14 protein-coding genes and 1 tRNA gene are annotated in these 18,878 nt (G+C 46.2%); 8 read left to right on the top strand and 7 right to left on the bottom strand.

Annotation, left to right across the window (positions count from 1 at the left end):
- Positions 1 to 370: 370 nt before the first annotated feature.
- The 4 genes from EST55_RS03975 to EST55_RS03960 all read left to right on the top strand — a co-directional run bounded on the left by EST55_RS03975 (position 371) and on the right by EST55_RS03960 (position 5,623).
- A complete protein-coding gene (locus EST55_RS03975) occupies positions 371 to 2,506 on the top strand; it encodes a hypothetical protein (RefSeq protein WP_129496587.1) in 2,136 nt (711 codons plus the stop codon).
- Positions 2,496 to 3,383 (top strand): RelA/SpoT family protein, encoded by an 888-nt coding sequence (locus EST55_RS03970; protein WP_129496586.1) that lies wholly within the window; start codon positions 2,496 to 2,498, stop codon positions 3,381 to 3,383. The genes EST55_RS03975 and EST55_RS03970 overlap by 11 nt, the downstream gene beginning before the upstream one ends.
- 114 nt (positions 3,384 to 3,497) lie before the next feature.
- Positions 3,498 to 4,274, top strand: a complete 777-nt coding sequence (locus EST55_RS03965; protein WP_129496585.1) for a hypothetical protein — start codon at positions 3,498 to 3,500, stop codon at positions 4,272 to 4,274.
- 74 nt (positions 4,275 to 4,348) lie between these two features.
- Positions 4,349 to 5,623, top strand: coding sequence for a hypothetical protein (locus tag EST55_RS03960; RefSeq protein ID WP_129496584.1), 1,275 nt, complete (start codon positions 4,349 to 4,351; stop codon positions 5,621 to 5,623).
- A gap of 1,259 nt (positions 5,624 to 6,882) precedes the next feature.
- Here the strand turns inward: EST55_RS03960 and EST55_RS03945 are convergent.
- The 4 genes from EST55_RS03945 to EST55_RS03930 all read right to left on the bottom strand — a co-directional run bounded on the left by EST55_RS03945 (position 6,883) and on the right by EST55_RS03930 (position 10,955).
- A tRNA-Phe gene (locus EST55_RS03945) sits at positions 6,883 to 6,958 on the bottom strand.
- 103 nt (positions 6,959 to 7,061) lie between these two features.
- Complete coding sequence (gene speA / locus EST55_RS03940; protein ID WP_129496582.1) at positions 7,062 to 8,972, bottom strand: biosynthetic arginine decarboxylase; 1,911 nt, start codon at positions 8,970 to 8,972, stop codon at positions 7,062 to 7,064.
- A 3-nt stretch (positions 8,973 to 8,975) separates the two neighbouring features.
- On the bottom strand, positions 8,976 to 9,881 hold the full coding sequence (speB, locus tag EST55_RS03935; protein ID WP_240665242.1) for an agmatinase: 906 nt from the start codon (positions 9,879 to 9,881) through the stop codon (positions 8,976 to 8,978).
- A gap of 30 nt (positions 9,882 to 9,911) precedes the next feature.
- Complete coding sequence (locus EST55_RS03930; protein ID WP_100690622.1) at positions 9,912 to 10,955, bottom strand: ATP-dependent 6-phosphofructokinase; 1,044 nt, start codon at positions 10,953 to 10,955, stop codon at positions 9,912 to 9,914.
- A 71-nt stretch (positions 10,956 to 11,026) separates the two neighbouring features.
- Here EST55_RS03930 and EST55_RS03925 point away from each other — a divergent pair, with 71 nt between their 5' ends.
- Positions 11,027 to 12,097: an Ldh family oxidoreductase gene (locus tag EST55_RS03925; protein ID WP_129496580.1), complete on the top strand. Its 1,071-nt coding sequence runs from the start codon at positions 11,027 to 11,029 to the stop codon at positions 12,095 to 12,097.
- Here EST55_RS03925 and pdxH read toward each other — a convergent pair.
- From pdxH to EST55_RS03910, 3 genes are read right to left on the bottom strand one after another with little or no spacing between them, the layout of a single operon-like run.
- Positions 12,078 to 12,716: a pyridoxamine 5'-phosphate oxidase gene (pdxH, locus tag EST55_RS03920; protein WP_129496579.1), complete on the bottom strand. Its 639-nt coding sequence runs from the start codon at positions 12,714 to 12,716 to the stop codon at positions 12,078 to 12,080. The two genes, EST55_RS03925 and pdxH, sit on opposite strands and share 20 nt — an antisense overlap.
- A 31-nt stretch (positions 12,717 to 12,747) precedes the next feature.
- Positions 12,748 to 14,295 carry a response regulator gene (locus EST55_RS03915; protein ID WP_100690620.1) on the bottom strand — a complete coding sequence of 516 codons (1,548 nt, stop codon included), beginning with the start codon at positions 14,293 to 14,295 and terminating at the stop codon, positions 12,748 to 12,750.
- Positions 14,292 to 15,992 (bottom strand): amidohydrolase, encoded by a 1,701-nt coding sequence (locus EST55_RS03910; RefSeq protein WP_129496578.1) that lies wholly within the window; start codon positions 15,990 to 15,992, stop codon positions 14,292 to 14,294. The genes EST55_RS03915 and EST55_RS03910 overlap by 4 nt, the downstream gene beginning before the upstream one ends.
- Before the next feature lie 204 nt (positions 15,993 to 16,196).
- Between EST55_RS03910 and EST55_RS03905 the strand changes: the two genes are divergently transcribed.
- From EST55_RS03905 to EST55_RS03895, 3 genes are read left to right on the top strand one after another with little or no spacing between them, the layout of a single operon-like run.
- Positions 16,197 to 16,820: a response regulator transcription factor gene (locus EST55_RS03905; RefSeq protein WP_088768726.1), complete on the top strand. Its 624-nt coding sequence runs from the start codon at positions 16,197 to 16,199 to the stop codon at positions 16,818 to 16,820.
- Between the two features lie 9 nt (positions 16,821 to 16,829).
- Complete coding sequence (locus tag EST55_RS03900) at positions 16,830 to 17,357, top strand: DUF1285 domain-containing protein (protein WP_129496577.1); 528 nt, start codon at positions 16,830 to 16,832, stop codon at positions 17,355 to 17,357.
- A 20-nt stretch (positions 17,358 to 17,377) separates the two neighbouring features.
- Positions 17,378 to 18,823, top strand: coding sequence for a sigma-54 dependent transcriptional regulator (locus tag EST55_RS03895; protein WP_129496576.1), 1,446 nt, complete (start codon positions 17,378 to 17,380; stop codon positions 18,821 to 18,823).
- Positions 18,824 to 18,878 lie beyond the last annotated feature (55 nt).

Here is an 18,878-nt window from a genome sequence, read left to right as displayed (position 1 = left end):
TCAGGTTATAGGCCTGTGTTACTAAGCGTGTTACATCCGTTGCTCAGAAACGAAAAAGCCCCGCACTAAGTGCAGGGCTTTAGAAAGAAGTTGGTGCCCGGAGGCGGAATCGAACCACCGACACGAGGATTTTCAAGCGGGTATAGCGTAACCTTTAGTTATTAAAGTTATTTAAAATCAACCAGTTGCGGCGTTTCATTTTTCCAAAATTGTACCAATTTGCAGTCATTTGCACTGGTTTTGGTACAAAATTGGGACACTACCCAAAGTAATTTGTTCCCATCATAAGACCTTATAGTGCACTATTTTATTTAGTGTTTGTCTTCGTTAGTATTGTGCATAGACTTTTTTTAATAATAGGTTAACTAACTTGGATACTAAAAAGTTAAAGAGACTGTATAAAAGTTATGGCTTTGAAGAGCTTCCAGTAGATAACAAAGATGTTCTGGTTTTCACCCTTCGAAATGGTCATTTCCACAATGCTGATATTGTAAAAGTCAGCGATAAAGTGGATGTGGAATCAACATTTCAACAACTAAGAAAACTAAACTTCGCTTGCACGGTAAGAAATTACTCCAGTTTAAACGAGGTAGAAGAGGTTCTTTTTGAGGGGTTTTTCTCAGCAAAGGAAACAAAGCAACGGTTGAGTAGGGAATATGAAAAACATGTCAACTCGATCGAGGATACCTTAGGAGTTCAGGGGGCTTATAAATACGTTGAAGTTGCTTACACTCTTAATGGTGAAGAAGGTGATAGCAAGTTAATAGATGTAATCACTGAAAAATTTGAATCTAAAAGACCCACTTTAATATTAATTGAAGCTGCGGCTGGCTTCGGTAAGACATGCACTGCTTTTGAGGTTTTAAATGAGCTGCTGTCCTCGAAAAGCAATAAAGTCCCGTTATTCAGTGAGCTATCTAGAAATAGAAAAGCTAAGATTTTCAGGTATGTATTTTTGGATGAAATAGATAGGAGCTTTCCGACTTTACGGTCTTCGCTGGTGCAGGAAAAGATAAAAGAAGGTCGAGTTCCGGTCATTTTAGATGGTTTCGATGAGTTAATACATCAGAGCAGATCAAGTGACGATGATGGTTATGATGCAGCGGAACCTATGTTAGATACGATCGGAGAGCTTCTTGAGGAAAACTCTAAAGTAGTCCTCACAACTCGCCGAACAGCTATATTTGATGGCGACGCATTCCACGAATGGGTTTTCAGTCATGAAGATGAGTTTGATGTTATTAGAATAAGGTTGAAAGAGCCAACTATAAGCGATTGGCTAACGTCTGAAAAAATAGCTAGCTTAGAAAAATTCAACTTCCCGATTGCAAAACTTAATAATCCGGTATTGTTAGCTTACCTTAGAGGCCTCCCGGAAGACGAATTTGAGGGAGTGCTTGAGTTAGGCGATGATATTGTTAAGCGATATTTTTACACTCTTCTTGAACGTGAACAGGAACGTCAAAACTTAAAACTCTCGGTCGAAGAGCAACTGACTATCATGAGGTTCGTTGCATCCGATATGGTGCTTTCGAATTACACTTCAGAGTCTAAAGAGTATTTAGAGATGCTTCTTAGCGAAAAGTTTGCTCGATTGCTTGAGAAAGTCATGGCGCTCTATACCTCGGCAGAAAGACCCTCAATGGATGAGTTGATTACAAAAATCACGACTCATGCGTTATTAGATCGGGTAGGAAATAGTGATAATATTGGCTTTATAAACGAGTTTGTGCTTGGTAACTTTGTCGCGGATGTTGTAATTGAGTCAGATGATAGTGAATGGTTAGGAGAGCAGAGGTTTATAGAGCCAGCAGTTATGGCCACGGTTCCAAGAAGTGTTGACAGAAGAGAAATGCTTTGGAGCTCGATAAGGTTCGCTTTGGAGTTTCAAGCTCCTGCCGATAGAGTTCTTTTTTCACAGTCTTTGTGTGGGGAACTTAGAATCGACTTGACTGACGATACATTGTCCGCACAAACATTTAGAGACTTAAATCTTGGAAAAGAATCAAAAGTTAAAAGATTTTTATTTTTAGACTGTATTTTCCAAGACTGTAATTTCTTCAAGGAAAACTTTGAGGAAGTTACGTTTGTAAACTGCCATTTCTACGGGTGTTCAGTTGCTGATAAGCATAAGGCAGAGAAGTCAAATATTGAGTTAGTCAATAATCACGAAGATGGAATAGGCTTCTTAGACTCACTTGGTACTATTCAGAATTTATCTAAAAGCTCTTTAGCAGAAGATGATAAGTCCTTACCCAAGGTGGAAGAGTTCATCTTAAGTAAATTTTGGCCAAAAGGTCGACCTAGAGCACATAAACACCGTCCGACAAGCATCTTATATAGCGGCGGGAAATTTACTCCTTCGGAAATCCACTCAGGAATTGATAGCTTAAAAGCTAAAGAAATCCTATCTGTGCCTGATAAATCAAACTTTCTAGAGCTTAATATAAGCAAAATAGCTGAAATTAAAGAGTTAATTGGCAAGGAAAGCAACTATGCAAGTTGATTACAGTGATAGGGTTATCAGGGAGTTAAATAAAGAAATTGAATACGTTCTCAATCCTGCGGGGCTTTTATACCGTGTGTTCGGTAGGGCCAAATCTGAGTACTCTTTGGATAAGAAGGTAAAAAAAGAGCCAGGAAAATATACTCCAGACGGAAAAAATATTCAGGATTTTCTTGGGGTAAGGATAACCCTTTACTTTGCTGATGATATTGATGTTGCAGTAGAGCTTTTAAAAGAGAACTTTGTTTTCTTGTCTGAGGACTCTGTTATCGATAAGCCGGAGGGCGATGTTTTTTCTGCTAGGCGATGCAATCTAATTTTTGAGTTACCAGATTCATTTGATGTGGTTTACCCCCGGAAATTTGAATCGATAATTGACAAAACATTTGAAGTGCAGTTTAGAACAGTCTTATCTGAAGGGTGGCATGAGGTTGAGCACGACTTGAGGTATAAGGCGAAAGAAGACTGGCAGGGGCATGATGATTTAAGTCGGGCTCTAAATGGCATCTATGCAACGTTAGAAACCTCCGATTGGGGAATGATTAAGCTTTTCGAAGAGTTGTCTTATCGGCATTACAAAAGTGGAAACCTCGACGAGATGTTGAAAACTAAATTTCGTCTTCGTCTTACTTCTGGTTTGTCAGATCCGGTGAGGGAAATCGTACAGGCAGATAATTCGATTTTAAAGAAAGTTTTTAGGGCTCCACGGACGACTATTGTTAAAGACCTTTCATTTGTGTGTAAATTTGTCCCTCTAACACCTGATGTTTTAATTCAGGTTATAAACCGAAAAATTATTAAAGATGATAAAATAAAGGAAACAGAGGTAGACGTATTAAAAGTACAGTTGGATTCTTATGAGTCGTCTCAATCTTGAACTTTCCTATGATGAGCCTTTATTACATTTTTAAAGTTTAAATAACTTAACCCGTAGGATAAGTTGTTTAGCTGTTAGTTAGACTTTCTAAAAAACGAAGAACACTAAATCATAATGGAAAAACTTCGAGAAGCTTATAGCTTCTACTCTGAAGCCCGACAAGCTTCAAGTGAGTACTTCTCCTTAGCAGCTGAAAGTGATTTGAGCATAAATTCTAGGCTCGTAAGACCGTGGTACCTCTTCTACGAGTTGGACTTGGCTGTGTTCAACTCTGTAATGACCGAAATAATGGGCATTCGAGAAGAGTTAGGAGCGCTGAAAAGTCCATCTCTGGAAGAGCTGTTAAAGCTAATTGAACGGGGTACTGAGCAGCTCCAAAGTACTTTGGATGAGTTATCGAACTCAGAGCAAAGTGATGAGTCAGATGTCATATTTATGGTACAGCTTGCACACGCTATAGGGTTCAACTTTACTGCTATTGAGCAACGCCACAGAACTATAAACGAAATGCTTGAAGTGGTTCGCCTTAATAATCAGCATTCTGAAAGGGCGCTCTTAGAAGCGGTTTATACGGATAGAAGTGCTTTAGGCTGCCCGACCATTCAGCAACATATTTCTCTAGCTCAGATAAGTGATAACAACTCACTCATGCATAAGCTGAGTAAAGCAATTACCCGAACAAAGCCCACAAGGAAAGAAAGAGCCTATGATCCTATGAGGTATCTTCTTGAGATCATGGCTGAAACAAGAGCAAAACAGAAAGTCAGTACGAGAGAGCTATCAGAGGTTTGTTTAGAGCTTGGTCTGTTCACCGAAGGAAAAGATCCATTAGCAGCAATAGCAAAATTCAATCAAAAACGGAATAAAGTAAAAAAGGAAACGAAATCGTAATTTCGCTTCCTCGAATTTAGCAAGGTCATGTAGAGAATAAGTAACCTCTTTCAACGAGTAATGAGGTTACAAATATGTCAAAACACGACAACCAAACCAAAACTGAAGACGGCGCAAGCATGCATGCATACGAGCGAAGCCGGAGGGATGCTGATTGCGGTGTCAGCCAAGAAGCTCAAAAAGGGCAGGGTGCGAACCCTTGTAACACAGCACCCCCAAAATACACATTAATCGAAGTTTTTAATCAGGGAATCGATAGCCTTTATTTATCTTACAGTGGCGCTTTATCAAAAGAGCGTAATGATGAACTAGAGCGTTTAAAGTTGTTGGCTCAATCCTCGTCTATTGAAGAAAAAGCCTGCGCTTATATGCATCTTTGCGACATGGACTTTGTTGTTCAAAGGATGGGGTATAAACAATACTCTTATGTCATCAGAAACAGTCTTTTCCGAATTCGTATTGCCAGTATGAAAGCGCCTAACTTACCGGTTGCTTATGTAGAAATATCCAGCGAGCTGCTCAATGTCAGTGGTTTTGAAAGTGCGCTAGCCATATCGGACTCTATTGTTGCTGAGCTAGTCGGTGAGCCTCGTTTCCCCAAAATAAGCCGTATCGATATTTGTGCTGACTTTTCCTGTCCAGTGGACTGGTCAACGTTTAAAGAAAACCAATGGGTTTGCCGCTCAAAGAAAAAGCAGACGTTTCACGAAAATGGTGTGCTTACTGGATTTATGTTTGGAGCCGGAGGTGAAATTTCCGCTCGCCTTTATGACAAAACTCAAGAAATTGTCGCAAGTAAAAAGGACTTCTTTAAAGACATTTGGCGAGAAAGCGGGTGGAGCGGTGAAAATAAAATTTGGCGTTTAGAGTTCCAACTGCGTCAATCTGTTGTAAAAGAGCTCGGTTTACTAGAGCCCCATACATTTATGGAAAATATCAACTCAGTTTGGGCTTATGGCACACAGAAATGGCTGAAGCTACGGCATGATAACGGTGATAAAAATCCATCCCGTTGGCCGTTAGAGCCTGTTTGGACAGACTTGTCTCAGGTTCGGTTCAACTTAAACGAAGCAAAGCCTGCCAGACGCTTATCGGCTGAGTCTGTTCCAAGTCGAGAATGGCTCATCATTAACACCTTAGGCAGTCTAACCAGTTATATGGCAACCAGAGGGTTACATGATCCTATTGAAGCTTTGAACTGCTTTCTAGAAGACGCTGATGAGTTTTTCAGAGAAAACCAGTTAAGAGACTTTTCCTCGGCTCAGAAGTACATCGAAGCAAAAATAGAAGAGAAAACCACTAAGTATTGTCTGGTGTCACAAAGAGCAAAGGAGCAGGGGGATGAATAATGAAAACGTACTCATTAGAAGCAGCCGCAAAGTTCCTCTGTGTGTCCGAATCGTGGCTTGGCGAGCTTGCCAGAAGCAAACGAATAAAAGCGGTCAAACCAGGCAAACGGTGGGTGTTTTTAGAAAAAGACCTTGTCGAATATTTGGACGCTTTGTATTCTTCTGGTGTGAACACGCCGCAACAAGGTTGTGATGAGGAGGAGTCATCATGGCATTGTACAAACGTGGACACATCTGGTGGACTCGCTTCACTGCGCCGAACGGAGAGCGCATATACCGCTCTTCTGGGACTACGGACAAAAAGCGGGCACAAGAGTACGAAGACAGCCTGAAGAGCGAAGCTTGGAGGGTTTATAAACTGGGAGAAAAGCCTCGAAGAACTTGGCAAGAGTTAGTTGTTCGTTGGCTGACCGATAAGCAGGATAAACGAGACCACTGTAAAGATGTGGGTAAGTTGAAGCGGTTAGATAAGTTTTTCGGTAATCGCTACCTTGATGAAATTGACCGAGCGTTAATTGAAACCGTCAAGATAGAGATACGAGCCGAAGCATCTGCTGCCACAACAAACCGATATCTTGCCCTTATTCGAGCCATGTTACGCATGGCTCGTGATGAGTGGGAGTGGGTCGATAAAATTCCTGCGGTTAAATTATATAGAGAGCCTAGAAAGCGTATTCGGTGGTTGCAGCCAGAGGAAGCGCAAAGGCTGATAAAAGAATTACCCAGACATTTAAGTTTAATGGCTCGCTTTTCCTTAGCGACAGGATTACGCCAAGCGAATGTGAGCTACTTAAAATGGGAGCAGGTGGATTTAGAGCGAGGTTTTGCATGGATCCATCCTGATCAATCCAAGTCGGGTAAAGCTATCAGTGTTCCTCTAAACAATTCAGCGATTGCTGTTTTGAATGAAGTTAGCGGGGATGACTCTACCTACTGTTTTGTCTATCAAGGCAAGCCAGTAGAGAGAACATCCACAAAGGCTTGGCATGCAGCCCTGAAACGAGCAGGCATTGAAAATTTTCGTTGGCACGATTTACGTCATACATGGGCAAGTTGGCACGTCCAGAGCGGTACAAGTTTACAAGAGGTTCAGGAGCTTGGTGGATGGGCTTCGTATGACATGGTATTGCGTTACGCCCACCTTGCAGGACAGCACTTGAAACGTGTTGCCGGTAATGTGGATGGGACAATTGGTACAAATCTGGGACAATCGGGGAAACAAAAAAGCCCCGCTGTTTCCAGCGAGGCCTTAGAATGCGTGGTGCCCGGAGGCGGAATCGAACCACCGACACGAGGATTTTCAATCCTCTGCTCTACCGACTGAGCTATCCGGGCAACGGCGTGTATTAAACGTTTTTTTCGGTTTCGAGTCAACCGCTTTTCGTGCCTTTTTTACTGTTTGCTCAGTAATTGCACATTAAGCGGTTGTTTTGGTGAATTATTCAACGCTTAAGTAGGTGCTGCCGGCTAAACACTTCTCGTAAAAGTTTGTCCAGCGAACACCGGCTCTTGGTGCGAGACCACCATTTCGAACCTGACGGTCAATTTGTTTCTTAACCGCTTTGGCCATGTATTCCGTATTGTACTGCATGGTTTGCAGCACTTTTTCAGCGGAAGTACCTGGCACCACTTCTTCAATGTAGAAGTCGCCACGCTCGTCATCGTGACAATACACGTGCACTTCTGTCAGTCGGCCAAAGAGGTTATGCATGTCGCCCATGACGTCCTGATACGCACCTGTTAAGAATAGCCCGACATGATAATCTTCGCCCTTACGCAAAGAGTGCATTGGAATGTTATCGCTAATTTCGGTGCCTTCAATGTATTTGCCCAGCTTACCGTCACTGTCACACGTAATGTCAGCAATGGAGCAGCGCACTTCCGGCTTTTCGTTTAAACGCGAAATAGGCACTATTGGCAGTACCTGACCAATGGCCCAGGTGTCTGCGGCTGACTGAAAAATAGAAAAGTTACATAAGTACTGGCTGGCGAGCATATCTTCAAGCTCTTCCAGCTCTTGAATAACATAGGCGTCTTTGTCCAGTGACTGATGAATGTCTGCCAGTATTTGCCAATACATGGTATCCAGCTTCGCCATTTCCTGTAACGACAAAATGCCCAATTTAAAGGCTTCATAAGCATTCTGCTTATAACCAGCGGCGTCGTTGTAACGCTCCTGAGGGTGAAATTGGTCACCTGACTGGTGCAGTTCTCGCATATTTTTCACCAAAATATGCTCATCGTCGCTGGGACTCACATCGAAATTAGTGCTAGCCGGTTTTATTTCTCCGACAATGTTGGTCACGACACAGCTATGGTGCGCTGTCATTGCACGCCCACTCTCGCTGACTAAATTCGGATGCGGCACCTCTTCTAGGTCACACACCTGTTTAACGCCCCAAACCACGTCGGCTACGTATTCTTCGGTTGAGTAGTTGCGAGAGGAATCGCTGGTGGTACTGGTACCGTCGTAGTCAATGCCCAAACCGCCGCCAATATCTAAGTACTCGAGCGGTACGCCTTCCTGAATAAGCTTAGCGTACAAACGAGCACCTTCACTGACGGCTTCTTTTATCTTACGAATATCAGACAGCTGGCTGCCAATGTGAAAGTGCAGAAGCTTGGCGCAGTGCAGCATGTCTTCCTGACGTAAGCGTTCAACCACATTCAGTATTTCGGCAATGCTTAAACCAAATTTAGCGCGATCGCCACTGGAACCAGCCCATTTTCCGGCACTTTTCACCATCATTTTTGAGCGCAGACCAATCATAGGCTCAACGCCTAACTCTTTGGCCAGCGGAATCAGCATTTCCAGCTCGCTGTACTTTTCAATGACAATAATCATCTTGCGGCGTAACTGACGGCCAAGCAGTGCCAGCGTCAGGTAGTCTTTGTCTTTGTAGCCGTTCAGTATGGTCAGCGCGTCGGGGTTTTCATTGTACGCCATAACTGCCATCAGCTCCGGCTTAGAGCCCGCTTCCAGCCCGTAATTGTACGGTTCGCCAGCGTCCATAATTTCTTCAACCACTTCGCGCATTTGGTTGACTTTAATTGGGAACACACCGCAATACTTGCCGTTATAATCGGCGTCCTGAATTTGCTGCGCAAAGGTTTCGTTAATAATTTCGACTTGCGAGCGCAAAATGTCATGAAAACGAATTACCGCCGGCAGCTCAATGCCTTCTGACTTTATTTCTTCAACCACTTCCTGCATATCAATGGCCAAGTCAGGCAGACGATGATTCGGACGAATTTGAATGTTGCCGTTGTCGCCAATCGAAAAATAGCCTGCGCCCCAACGGTTAACGCCATACAATTCTTCTGCTTGATCAATATTCCAGTCTGACATCAATTAGGCTCCTGCGCGCTCTAAAGCAAGTAACAGCTCGCGCACCACTTTGGCCGCGAATACATTGGAGTTGCCGGTAGGGTCTATCGGCGGTGAAAGCTCAACAGCGTCGGCGCCGACGAAGTTTTTCTGGCGCAAAATTTTCATTAAGCTGACAAACGAGTGAAAGTCTTCGCCGCCGGGCTCTGGTGTACCGGTTCCCGGGAAAAACGACGGGTCAAAGTAGTCCAGATCTAGCGTCAAATAGACCGGTCTGTCTGCCGCAATAGCATTAACACTTTCTAAGAATTCCTGACGCGATTTACGAATGGTTTTGTGCTCTTTCATCCACTGATACTCGTCCCGCGTACCAGAGCGAATACCGTACTGGATAAGCTCATGACCAGGGCCGAAGTGATCAACCGAGCGGCGAATGATCGACGCGTGCGAGTAGTGGTAACCGAGGAAGCCATCGCGCAAGTCAGCGTGAGCGTCTAAATGTAACAGCACTAAATCTGGGTATTGCTTCAAATATTTCACAATAGGCGCGTAAGAAATTGAATGCTCACCACCTAACGTCAGTAGCTTAATGTTTTCTTTGGTTAAATCGACGTCGTCAAAAATCTGGTTAAAGTCACTCAGAGCATGATGCCACTGTTTTTCTTCGTCATCGTCAAAGCCCAGTCGCAAATTACCTAAATCATAAAAGGTATGGTCTTCAAGGTCGGCATCTAAATAGGGTGAGTAAGACTCGATGTCTTCAGAAACCGAACGCAGGCCATCTGGCCCCTCTTTGGTGCCTTTGCGAAAACAGGCGGTGCCGTCAAAGCCAAATCCTAAAATATGTGTGTGATCCGAATGCAATTCGGTACTGTGCTCAGCACCAAAAAACGGACGGATAGGATCGTTCAACGATACGGGTAATGACATTGCGGGCATGCGCTTTAGTGACCTCTCTTTCTAGTCGTCGGTTTGTGTCGATTTCTGCCGATTTTTTTTAATCGGGTTAAACAAACTTTGCTGAATATTAATGAGCTCTTCGCTCAGTTTTTTACGTTTTGTCCAGGTTTCAGACAGTGGCGTAGCGCTTAGTTCATTGGCATTAACACCCGCCATAACACCGGTCTGATTTTGGCGGACTAATTCTACCGCATGAACGCCCAAACGTGTTGCTAAAATTCTGTCCATAGCCGTTGGGCGGCCGCCTCGTTGTACGTGTCCTAATAAACACGGCCGACACGGTAAGTTAAGACGATCTTCCAGTTGCTCTGCAAGTCGAACTGCACCACCAGGCCATTGGTTTTCACACAGCACCATCACGTAACTGGAATCACCGCGGACGCGTTGCACCGACTCAATGTGCTTTACCAGCGCCTCGACCGTTAATGGTTTGTCTTTTTGCAGCTCCGGCAGAATCATACGCTCTGCGCCACACGCCATGGCACTGCTGATACCAATATAGCCGGCGTTACGCCCCATGACTTCAACAATGAATACGCGATCCATGGCTTCTGCGGTATCACGAATTTTATCCAATGCGTCCATAGCGGTTTCAACCGCCGTGTCATATCCAATAGTGTGATCGGTGCCATAGAGATCATTATCGATGGTGCCGGGCACACCGATAATCGGACCGTTCCAAAATTTCGCTAAATGGTCGGCGCCACGGAACGAGCCGTCACCGCCAATGACAATAAAGGCGTCAATTTGGTGCGCGTCTAAGTTGGTCGCTGCTTCACGCCCGCCCTCATCGGATTTAAAGCGCTCACTACGGGCACTTTTAATAATGGTGCCCGAGTACTGCATAATATGTTCGACGTCTTCTCTGTCTAAGCGCACAAAGTCATTGTTGAGTACGCCTTCGTAGCCATGTCGAAAGCCTATTACCTCAATGCCGTAATTTTCCGCAGCTAATACCACCGCACGAATGGCCGCGTTCATCCCTGGCGCATCACCGCCGCTGGTAATCAATGCAATTCTGTTTATTGTGTTATCAGATGACACAATCTGTACTCCTTGATAATGTCTTATGCGTAGCTTAAACGACCTGCTAGCCGTCACCAAGAGGAAATTTCATGAACACCGACGTGTCACGTTTTGATTATTCTGAATTAGCGCAATGGGCGCAGTCGTGCTTAACCAATTGTGGGGCATCGGGCGAGGTAGCTCGCCATGTGGCGTACTATCTTCTGGAGGGAGACTTACTGGGGTTTAGTACACACGGTTTAATTCGTTTGCTGAATAACTGCCAATGGCTAAAAGACGGTAAAAGCTTGCCAAAAGGGCAACCGGTGGTATTAAGTGAACGTGCAGCCGTCGCAAATTGGGATGCACAGTTTTTGCCGGGACCTTACGTGGTACCGCAGGCGGTTAATGCGGCGTGCGAAATGGCCAAACAGGCAGGCACGGGAACGGTGGTGTTACGACGTAGCCAACATGTGGCGTCTCTGGCTGCCTATTTAACCATTGCCACTGACAAAGGCATGGCGGTGAATTTAATGTGCTCGACTCCGGGGCAGAAGGCGGTTGCGCCGTTCGGCGGGAAAGAGGCGGTGTTTTCGCCGAACCCTTTTGCGGTGGGGGTACCCAGCTCAAAAGAGCCGATGCTGTTTGATATCAGCTTTTCAATGACGGCGGCGGGTAAAGTACGCCAGGCAAAAGCGAATGGGGAGAACTTACCTTACAAAGCGTTAATAAAACCGAACGGCGAATGGACAGATGACCCGCTTAGTTTCTTTGAATCTCCCGGCAGCGCCATTGCTCCTCTGGGAGGGGAGCAACTCGGTTACAAAGGTTATGGCCTTACCTTGTTCAGTGAAATTTGGTCCATGGCGCTGGCGCAATACGGTCGTGTGCAGGGCGCTGAGGACGGTGACGCGAATACCGTATGGGTTCAGGTAATCGACCCGGAAGCCTTTGGGGATAAAGCTGAGTTTCTGAAGCAGGTTGACTGTTTATTGGATGATGCACGAAACAGTGCTCCGGCTGACCCTGAATTACCGGTTCGAGTTCCCGGTGAAGCTGCTCTTGCTCGTAAGCGCGAACAGCTCAAGAAGGGGATGGTTTATACTCCCGCGACACTGAAAGTATTAAAGCGTTGCGCCGAATTTTGTGAGGTCGAATTGCCTAAGGCTGCAACCGGGTAATTCGCCAATGGTCACCGTCGCGGGTGTACTGATAGCGATCGTGAAGGCGGTGTTTACCGCCTTGCCAAAACTCGAAAGTATCGGGGATAACGCGATACCCGCCCCAATGACGTGGACGCGGCACTTCGGTATCAGCGTATTCTTTCAGTAACGCCTGATAGTGGCTTTCTAATACATCGCGGCTATCAACCGGGCGACTTTGTTGAGAGGCAAGGGCGGCTACCTGACTTTCTTTCGGACGCGAATGAAAGTACGCATCGTTTTCTTCGTCACTTAATTCAACGGTCTGTCCGATAATGCTGATTTGTCGCTCAAGTGCAAGCCAGGCGAAATGCAACGAAACCTGATTGTTACCGCGAATATCATCGCCTTTATGGCTATTCTTATTGGTGTAAAAGCAAAAACCTTGCTCGTTATAGCCTTTTAATAGAACAATGCGTTGGCTCGGTACGCCATCGGCATTGACCGTTGCCACAGTCATTGCCGTTGGGTCAGTCAATACGCCGCTATCAATGGCGTGCTTCATCCAGTGTTCAAATTGCTCTACCGGGCTGGCAAATAATTGCTCGCGGTGCAAACTGCCTAAACCGTATTCACGGCGCATGGCCTGTAAATCCATAGTGGTTCCTCTACTAACACCTTGTTAATGCTTACTGGTTGTCCTGATAACGCTTACGAATTTTTTCCATTGCATCCAAATTGTCGAGCATAAGTCCGACTAATTCCGGATCAAAAAACACGCCGCTGTGTTTGAGTAAATAGTCAGCTGCCGCTTCCGCTTCCTGGGCTTCTCGATAACTGCGCTGCGTGCGAAGCGCATCATAGTGGCTGGTAATAGCCAAAATACGGGCGTTAACATTAATATCAGCGCCTTGCTTTTGGCTTGGGAAACCTGAGCCGTCCCAGCGTTCATGAATATCCTGTGCAATACCAGCCGCTATTTTCGCAACAGCGGTATCTGTTTGCTGCAAGTAGTCGTGCCCTTGTATGACTTTTTGCATGATTTCTTCGTAATCATGAATACTCAGTGCGTCGGCACGCTGAGCCAATTCCAGCTGCACCGACACCTTACCAATATCATAGACCGACGCGGCTTGCTTTAATGCCTGCGCCTGTTCATCATCGCGACCGGCCGCAATCGCCAGCTGCCCGGCCATTTCAGCTGAACGTTTGACGTGGTGACTGACTTCATCAATAGAGCGCTTCTCAATGGCTTCGCCTACGCTGTAAAGCAATTCACGTTGAGCCTCCCGTTCGCTCTCTGTGGCTTGCAGGTTATCAATGGCAATGGAGCTATTATTCACAAATAGCCCCAGCAGGTTTTGATCCAGCTCAGACAAGTCACGGACACCGCGAATAAACAGTAAATACTGACGCGAGCTACTGGTTTTATAAAGCCCATAATAGTTACCGTCGACAATACGGAACTCAACGTTTTTAGCACTTTGCTGCATAGGGCGCACAATATCCCAGTCAATTTCGCTGTTAACAGGGTCGCCCACGGCCTGTTCAAAGTCACCCGTGCCGCCAATGATTTCGAACGGCTCGTTGGTGTCTGAACTGGCGGTGAGTGCATCAATGCGGCAATACATAGCGTCGTCGCTATGCGTAATTAATGCGACCAGCTGCTCCAAAATTCCCTGACATAACCCCTGCATTGAGCGGGCTGAGAACACCTCTGCCGACGCATTAATGACTTTTTCTAATCCGCGCTTGTTGCGTTCGATGGCATTTAAGTCGCGGTAGGCGCGTAAGCATGAGTACATTAACGTGACGAGCTTACGGTAGGTCAGCTCGGTTTTCTCTTTGTAGTCGTCAATATCAAAACGGGCAATGACATCTTCTTCTGGCGCCTGACCCGGCTGACCGGTGCGAAGCACTATGCGTATTAAACGGTTTTTCAACTCCTCGCGTACCCATTTGGCGACGTCGAGTCCCGCGTGATCCGTCTCCATAACGACGTCCAGGAGCATCATGGCAATGTCGCGATTTTTATTTAAAAAGGCGATAGCGTCTTTGCCGGAATAGACCGAGTGAAACTGCAGCGGGCGACCGTCCAGGCGGAATTCACTTAATGCCATTTTGGTAATGGTGTGAATCTCCTCATCGTCATCAACAATGAGAATATGATAGGGCTCGACGGTTTCTTCGCTGACTGATTCGACTTCGTCTTCTGCGAATAAAAAGTCATCACTCATTCGTTATTGTCTCCTTTGGAATAAACGCGCTCACCGGCCACGAAAGTCGCTTCCACATCGGTTCGCCAAATGTCTGTTGCATCCACGGCAAAAGGATCCTGGTCAACAATAATAAAGTCAGCCCATTTGCCCGGCTCCAGAGAGCCCAGCTCTTGTTCTTGCCACGCTGCGTAGGCCGCATCGATGGTGAATGAACGCAATGCCTGTGCCCGGCTCATGCTCTCATCGGCGTACCAGCCGCCTTCCGGCATGTTTTCACGATCTTGGCGGGTCACTGCTGCATGTAAGCCATAAAATGGGTTTGCCAGTTCAACCGGAAAGTCAGAGCCCGAGGCCACGATAGTGCCTTGTTGTAAAAACGTCTGCCAGGCATAAGCGCCCTCCATGCGCTCTTTACCTAAGCGGTCTTCTGCCATGTTTTTATCACTGGTAGCGTGAGTCGGTTGCATAGAGGCAACTAAGTTCAGTTCTTTAAAGCGGTGCAGGTCGTCAGGGTGCACGATTTGAGAATGTTCAATGCGGTTTCTTAAATTACGACCACCGATTGTCTCGTAAGCTTGTTCTATATTATTCAACACAACGCGGTTAGCCCGGTCACCAATAGCATGCGTATTAACCTGGAATCCGTGAGGAATAATCAAACGGTACAGCGACATCATCTGCTCTTGTGACGTGACCATCAGACCATGATTGCCGTGGTCGTCACTGTAATCTTCTATTAGTGCGGCACCACGGCTGCCAAGCGCGCCATCGGCGTATATTTTAACGCTGCGGATAGTCAGCTTATCGTCGTCTGTCTGGTAGGGGCCTTCTGCCAGCAGCTGCGGCAATTTGGGCTCTGTTGCCGCTAGCATACCGTAAATACGCAGTGGCATGAGTTCCTGATTATGCAGACCTTTATACACCGACACTTCGTCGGCACTGATGCCTGCGTCATGAACCGACGTGATACCGCGCTCAACCAAATGCTCGAAGGCGAGCTGGAAAGCTTTGCGTTGCTGTTCAAAGCTGGCTTCCGGTATGACCTTTTCAACGAGCTGCATGGCATTATCGATTAAAACACCGGTTGGCTGACCGTTTTCATCTTTGACGATTTCGCCACCATCAGGAGATACGGTGTCTTTATCAATGCCCGCTAACTGTAACGCTTCTGAATTAGCCCAGCCAGCGTGGCCGTCAACGCGGGTGAGCCAAACGGGGCGTTCGTTAACTAGCTCGTCAAGGTCGCTGGCGCGCGGGAAACGTTTTTCTTCCCAGTTCTCCTGGTTCCAGCTGCGCCCGGTTATCCAGGGGAGAGACGGCTGTGTGTCTGCATAGCGTTTAACACGTTGAGCAGCGTCTTTTACTGATGTGCTGTCGCGTAAGTCCACCTGTAATAAGCTGTTCCCTAAACCCAGAACGTGTCCGTGTGCATCAATAAGGCCGGGGAGAACAGTTTTGCCTTGCAAGTTGATGATATCGTCGGTGTTTGAATAGCGTTGGTTTAGCTCGTCACCACCAATGGCCTTAATCTTACCGTTATCTATCAGCATGGACGAAAATTGCTGTAATACCGCATTTTCTCCGGCAGGGCTGGTTAGTGTATACCCATTGGCGTTGGTATATAACGTATCGGCAACCGCTGTTGCGCTTAAAAGCGCACTGGTAATGGAAGCGGTGGCAATGGATGTTAATGAAAAACGACGTGATAAAGACATACTCACAACACTCTTTTATTTTTTAAGTAAAGTCACACTATAGCGTTTTTTAGCGCGAATAAACCAGACAGCGGAATAAACTTTTTGTTAACGAAATTAACAACTCATCTTGGATAGACAACATCACCAACCAAAATACTTGCTGTCTGTTATATTTTAGGTATGCTAAAAGTTAATTTTAGAACGGGTAATTTGGACGTCGGAATGAAGATTCTCATTATAGACCCTGAGTTTTTTATGCGTGCAGGGCTCATACAGCTTTTAACGAATTATGCGAATCAGCCTTCGATTTATGAAGCCGACTCGTTTGAAGTGGCAGAAAGCTACCTGTCCGCCGATAAGTACGACCTCATTTTCTTAGATATGGACTTACCAGACGCGGAAATTCGTCCGGCGCTGCAGAAAATCAAAAAAGAAGCGCCGATGGCACACTTGGTTGTCTTTACGCGCCCGCGCTCTATTTCAGAGGTTCGACAGGTGCTTGCTGCCGGGGTGCGCAGTTACTTACCAAAAGACAGTACGGCCGAACAAGCGAAATTAGCGGTTCGTGCGTTACTCAATGGTGACCGTTACATCCCGGATGACCCTTACCTTAACGAGCCTCGCGATAAATCCAGCGGTGCCGAGGGCTTTTTGTCGCCACGTCAGCTGGAAATTATGCAGCTGTTAGCACAAGGTTTGTCGAACAAAGAAATAGCCAATATTCTGGGTATTACTGAGGGCACCATCCGCGTGCACTTGTCGGCAATATTTAAAGCCATAAAGGTGTCTAATCGTACGGAAGCGACACTTTGGTACTTATTACGTCAAAAGAAGCTGGTTGACTGATAACGTCGTATGTCGTTAAACCGCCTCATCGCAGAGCTGGAAAAGCATCAACACGCCCCCACTGAGCAGTGGAATCCGCCGTATTGTGGAGAAATCCCAATACGAATTGATGGCGAAGGGCGTTGGTATTATCAGGACAGTGAAATTCAAAGGCAGGCACTGGTAAAACTTTTTGCCTCTGTACTCGTAAGAGAAGGTGACGATTACTTTCTGGTCACACCGGCTGAAAAAGTGAAGATTACCGTCGATGATGCCCCTTTTTTGGTGGTCGATTGGGAACAACGCACAGAAGATGGCGAAAGCCTCTTGCTGTTAACAACCAATATCGGTGATACTCTGGTTTTGAGTTCTGAACATCCGTTACAAATTAAAGAGGGTGTTCCTTACGTTATGATGCCAAGAGAGCTCGAAGCCAAAGTGCATCGAAATGTATTTTATCAGTGGGTATCGATTGCACAGACTCGAGAAGTTGATGGAAAAGAGCAGTGGTTTCTTTCCAGTGCGGGCGAGACCTTTGTATTGGGCTACGTGAACTAGGACGTTGCGGTAATTCGTCTATGGTAAAAACAAGAACAGTTTATCTGGTTGAGCAACATCCCGCTCGCAGGCAGCACTTTGAGACAGTTCTGACCTTTATTGGCGAGTCTGTAAAAGTTGTTGAGCCCGAGCAGTTACTGAGCTTAAGTCCAGCCGAGGCTTTATGCGTGATAGCCGGTACAGGTGTTGATAATCTACGGGACTTGGCCAGTAATGCGCCGCACTTACCCTTTATTTGTGCTGCTAGTGAACATGAAAGTGCTTTAGAAAAAGCCAATGTTCTGGGGCCTTTAGACGACTCGTTTGACTATTTCAGCCTATCTAACCTGTTGCATTACTGCCAGGCTTATCACCAGCAAATGCCCGGCCGTAAAGCGAATAAACAACACCCAAAGCGCTCTCATTTAGAACAAACTCTCATTGGCCAGGGGCGTGCGATGAAGCACGTACGGCAACTTATAGAGCAAGTCGCGGGAACCGATGCCAACGTCCTGATTCTGGGCGAGTCGGGGACGGGTAAAGAAGTCGTGGCCAGAGGTGTTCATGACTTGTCAGAGCGGCATAAAGGTCCGTTCGTCCCCGTAAATTGCGGTGCAATTCCCGGGGACCTGTTAGAAAGTGAATTATTTGGCCATGAGAAAGGTGCCTTTACCGGAGCGATAGGCGCTCGAAAGGGACGTTTTGAGTTGGCGCAAGGCGGCACTCTGTTTCTGGATGAAATTGGCGATATGCCAATGCCAATGCAGGTAAAATTACTGCGGGTATTGCAAGAGCGGACATTTGAACGAGTGGGTGGCAGTAAAAGTATCGCTGCCGACGTTCGTGTGGTAGCCGCCACCCACCGTGAGCTCGAACAAATGATTATCGACGGCAAATTCAGGGAAGACTTGTATTACCGCTTGAATGTATTCCCGATTGAAATGCCCGCCCTGCGCGAGCGTCAGGAAGACGTGCCACTGTTGATGCAGGAGCTGACGCAGCGCTTTAAAAAGGAGAGGGGCGTTGGCGTGCGTTTTACTGAGCGAGCGCTTGAGTCATTGTCTTACCACCGCTGGCCGGGAAATGTTCGGGAACTGACCAACTTAATTGAGCGGTTAACCATTATGCATCCTGACAGTCTGGTTGATGTGTCAGACTTGCCCCCTAAGTATCAACATATTGATCACAGTAGCCCCACGCCGGACTATCCCGAAGAAATGCTGGAACGCGAAGCGCTGAATGCCATTTTCTCTGATTCGGAAGACGATGAAGCGCTTGAGGAATCGGGAGCTTCTTCCATTGACCCAGAATTACCTGATGACGGTGTGAACTTAAAAGATATGCTCAGCGAAATTGAAACGGGAATGATAGCCCAGGCGCTCGAAAAGTCTGACTGGGTGGTTGCTAAGGCGGCCGATCTGCTGAGTATGCGCCGTACGACGCTGGTTGAAAAGATGAAAAAATACGGCATTCAAAAAGACGACTAACCGCTTCCGTCGACTTTTTGACAATGTAACTTATTGAAAATAAAAGATAATTTAC

Origin of the sequence: Idiomarina sp. 29L (assembly GCF_004123135.1) — a bacterium.
In the GTDB taxonomy this organism is placed as follows: Bacteria; Pseudomonadota; Gammaproteobacteria; order Enterobacterales; family Alteromonadaceae; genus Idiomarina.
This window is presented reverse-complemented; position numbering and strand designations above follow the sequence as displayed.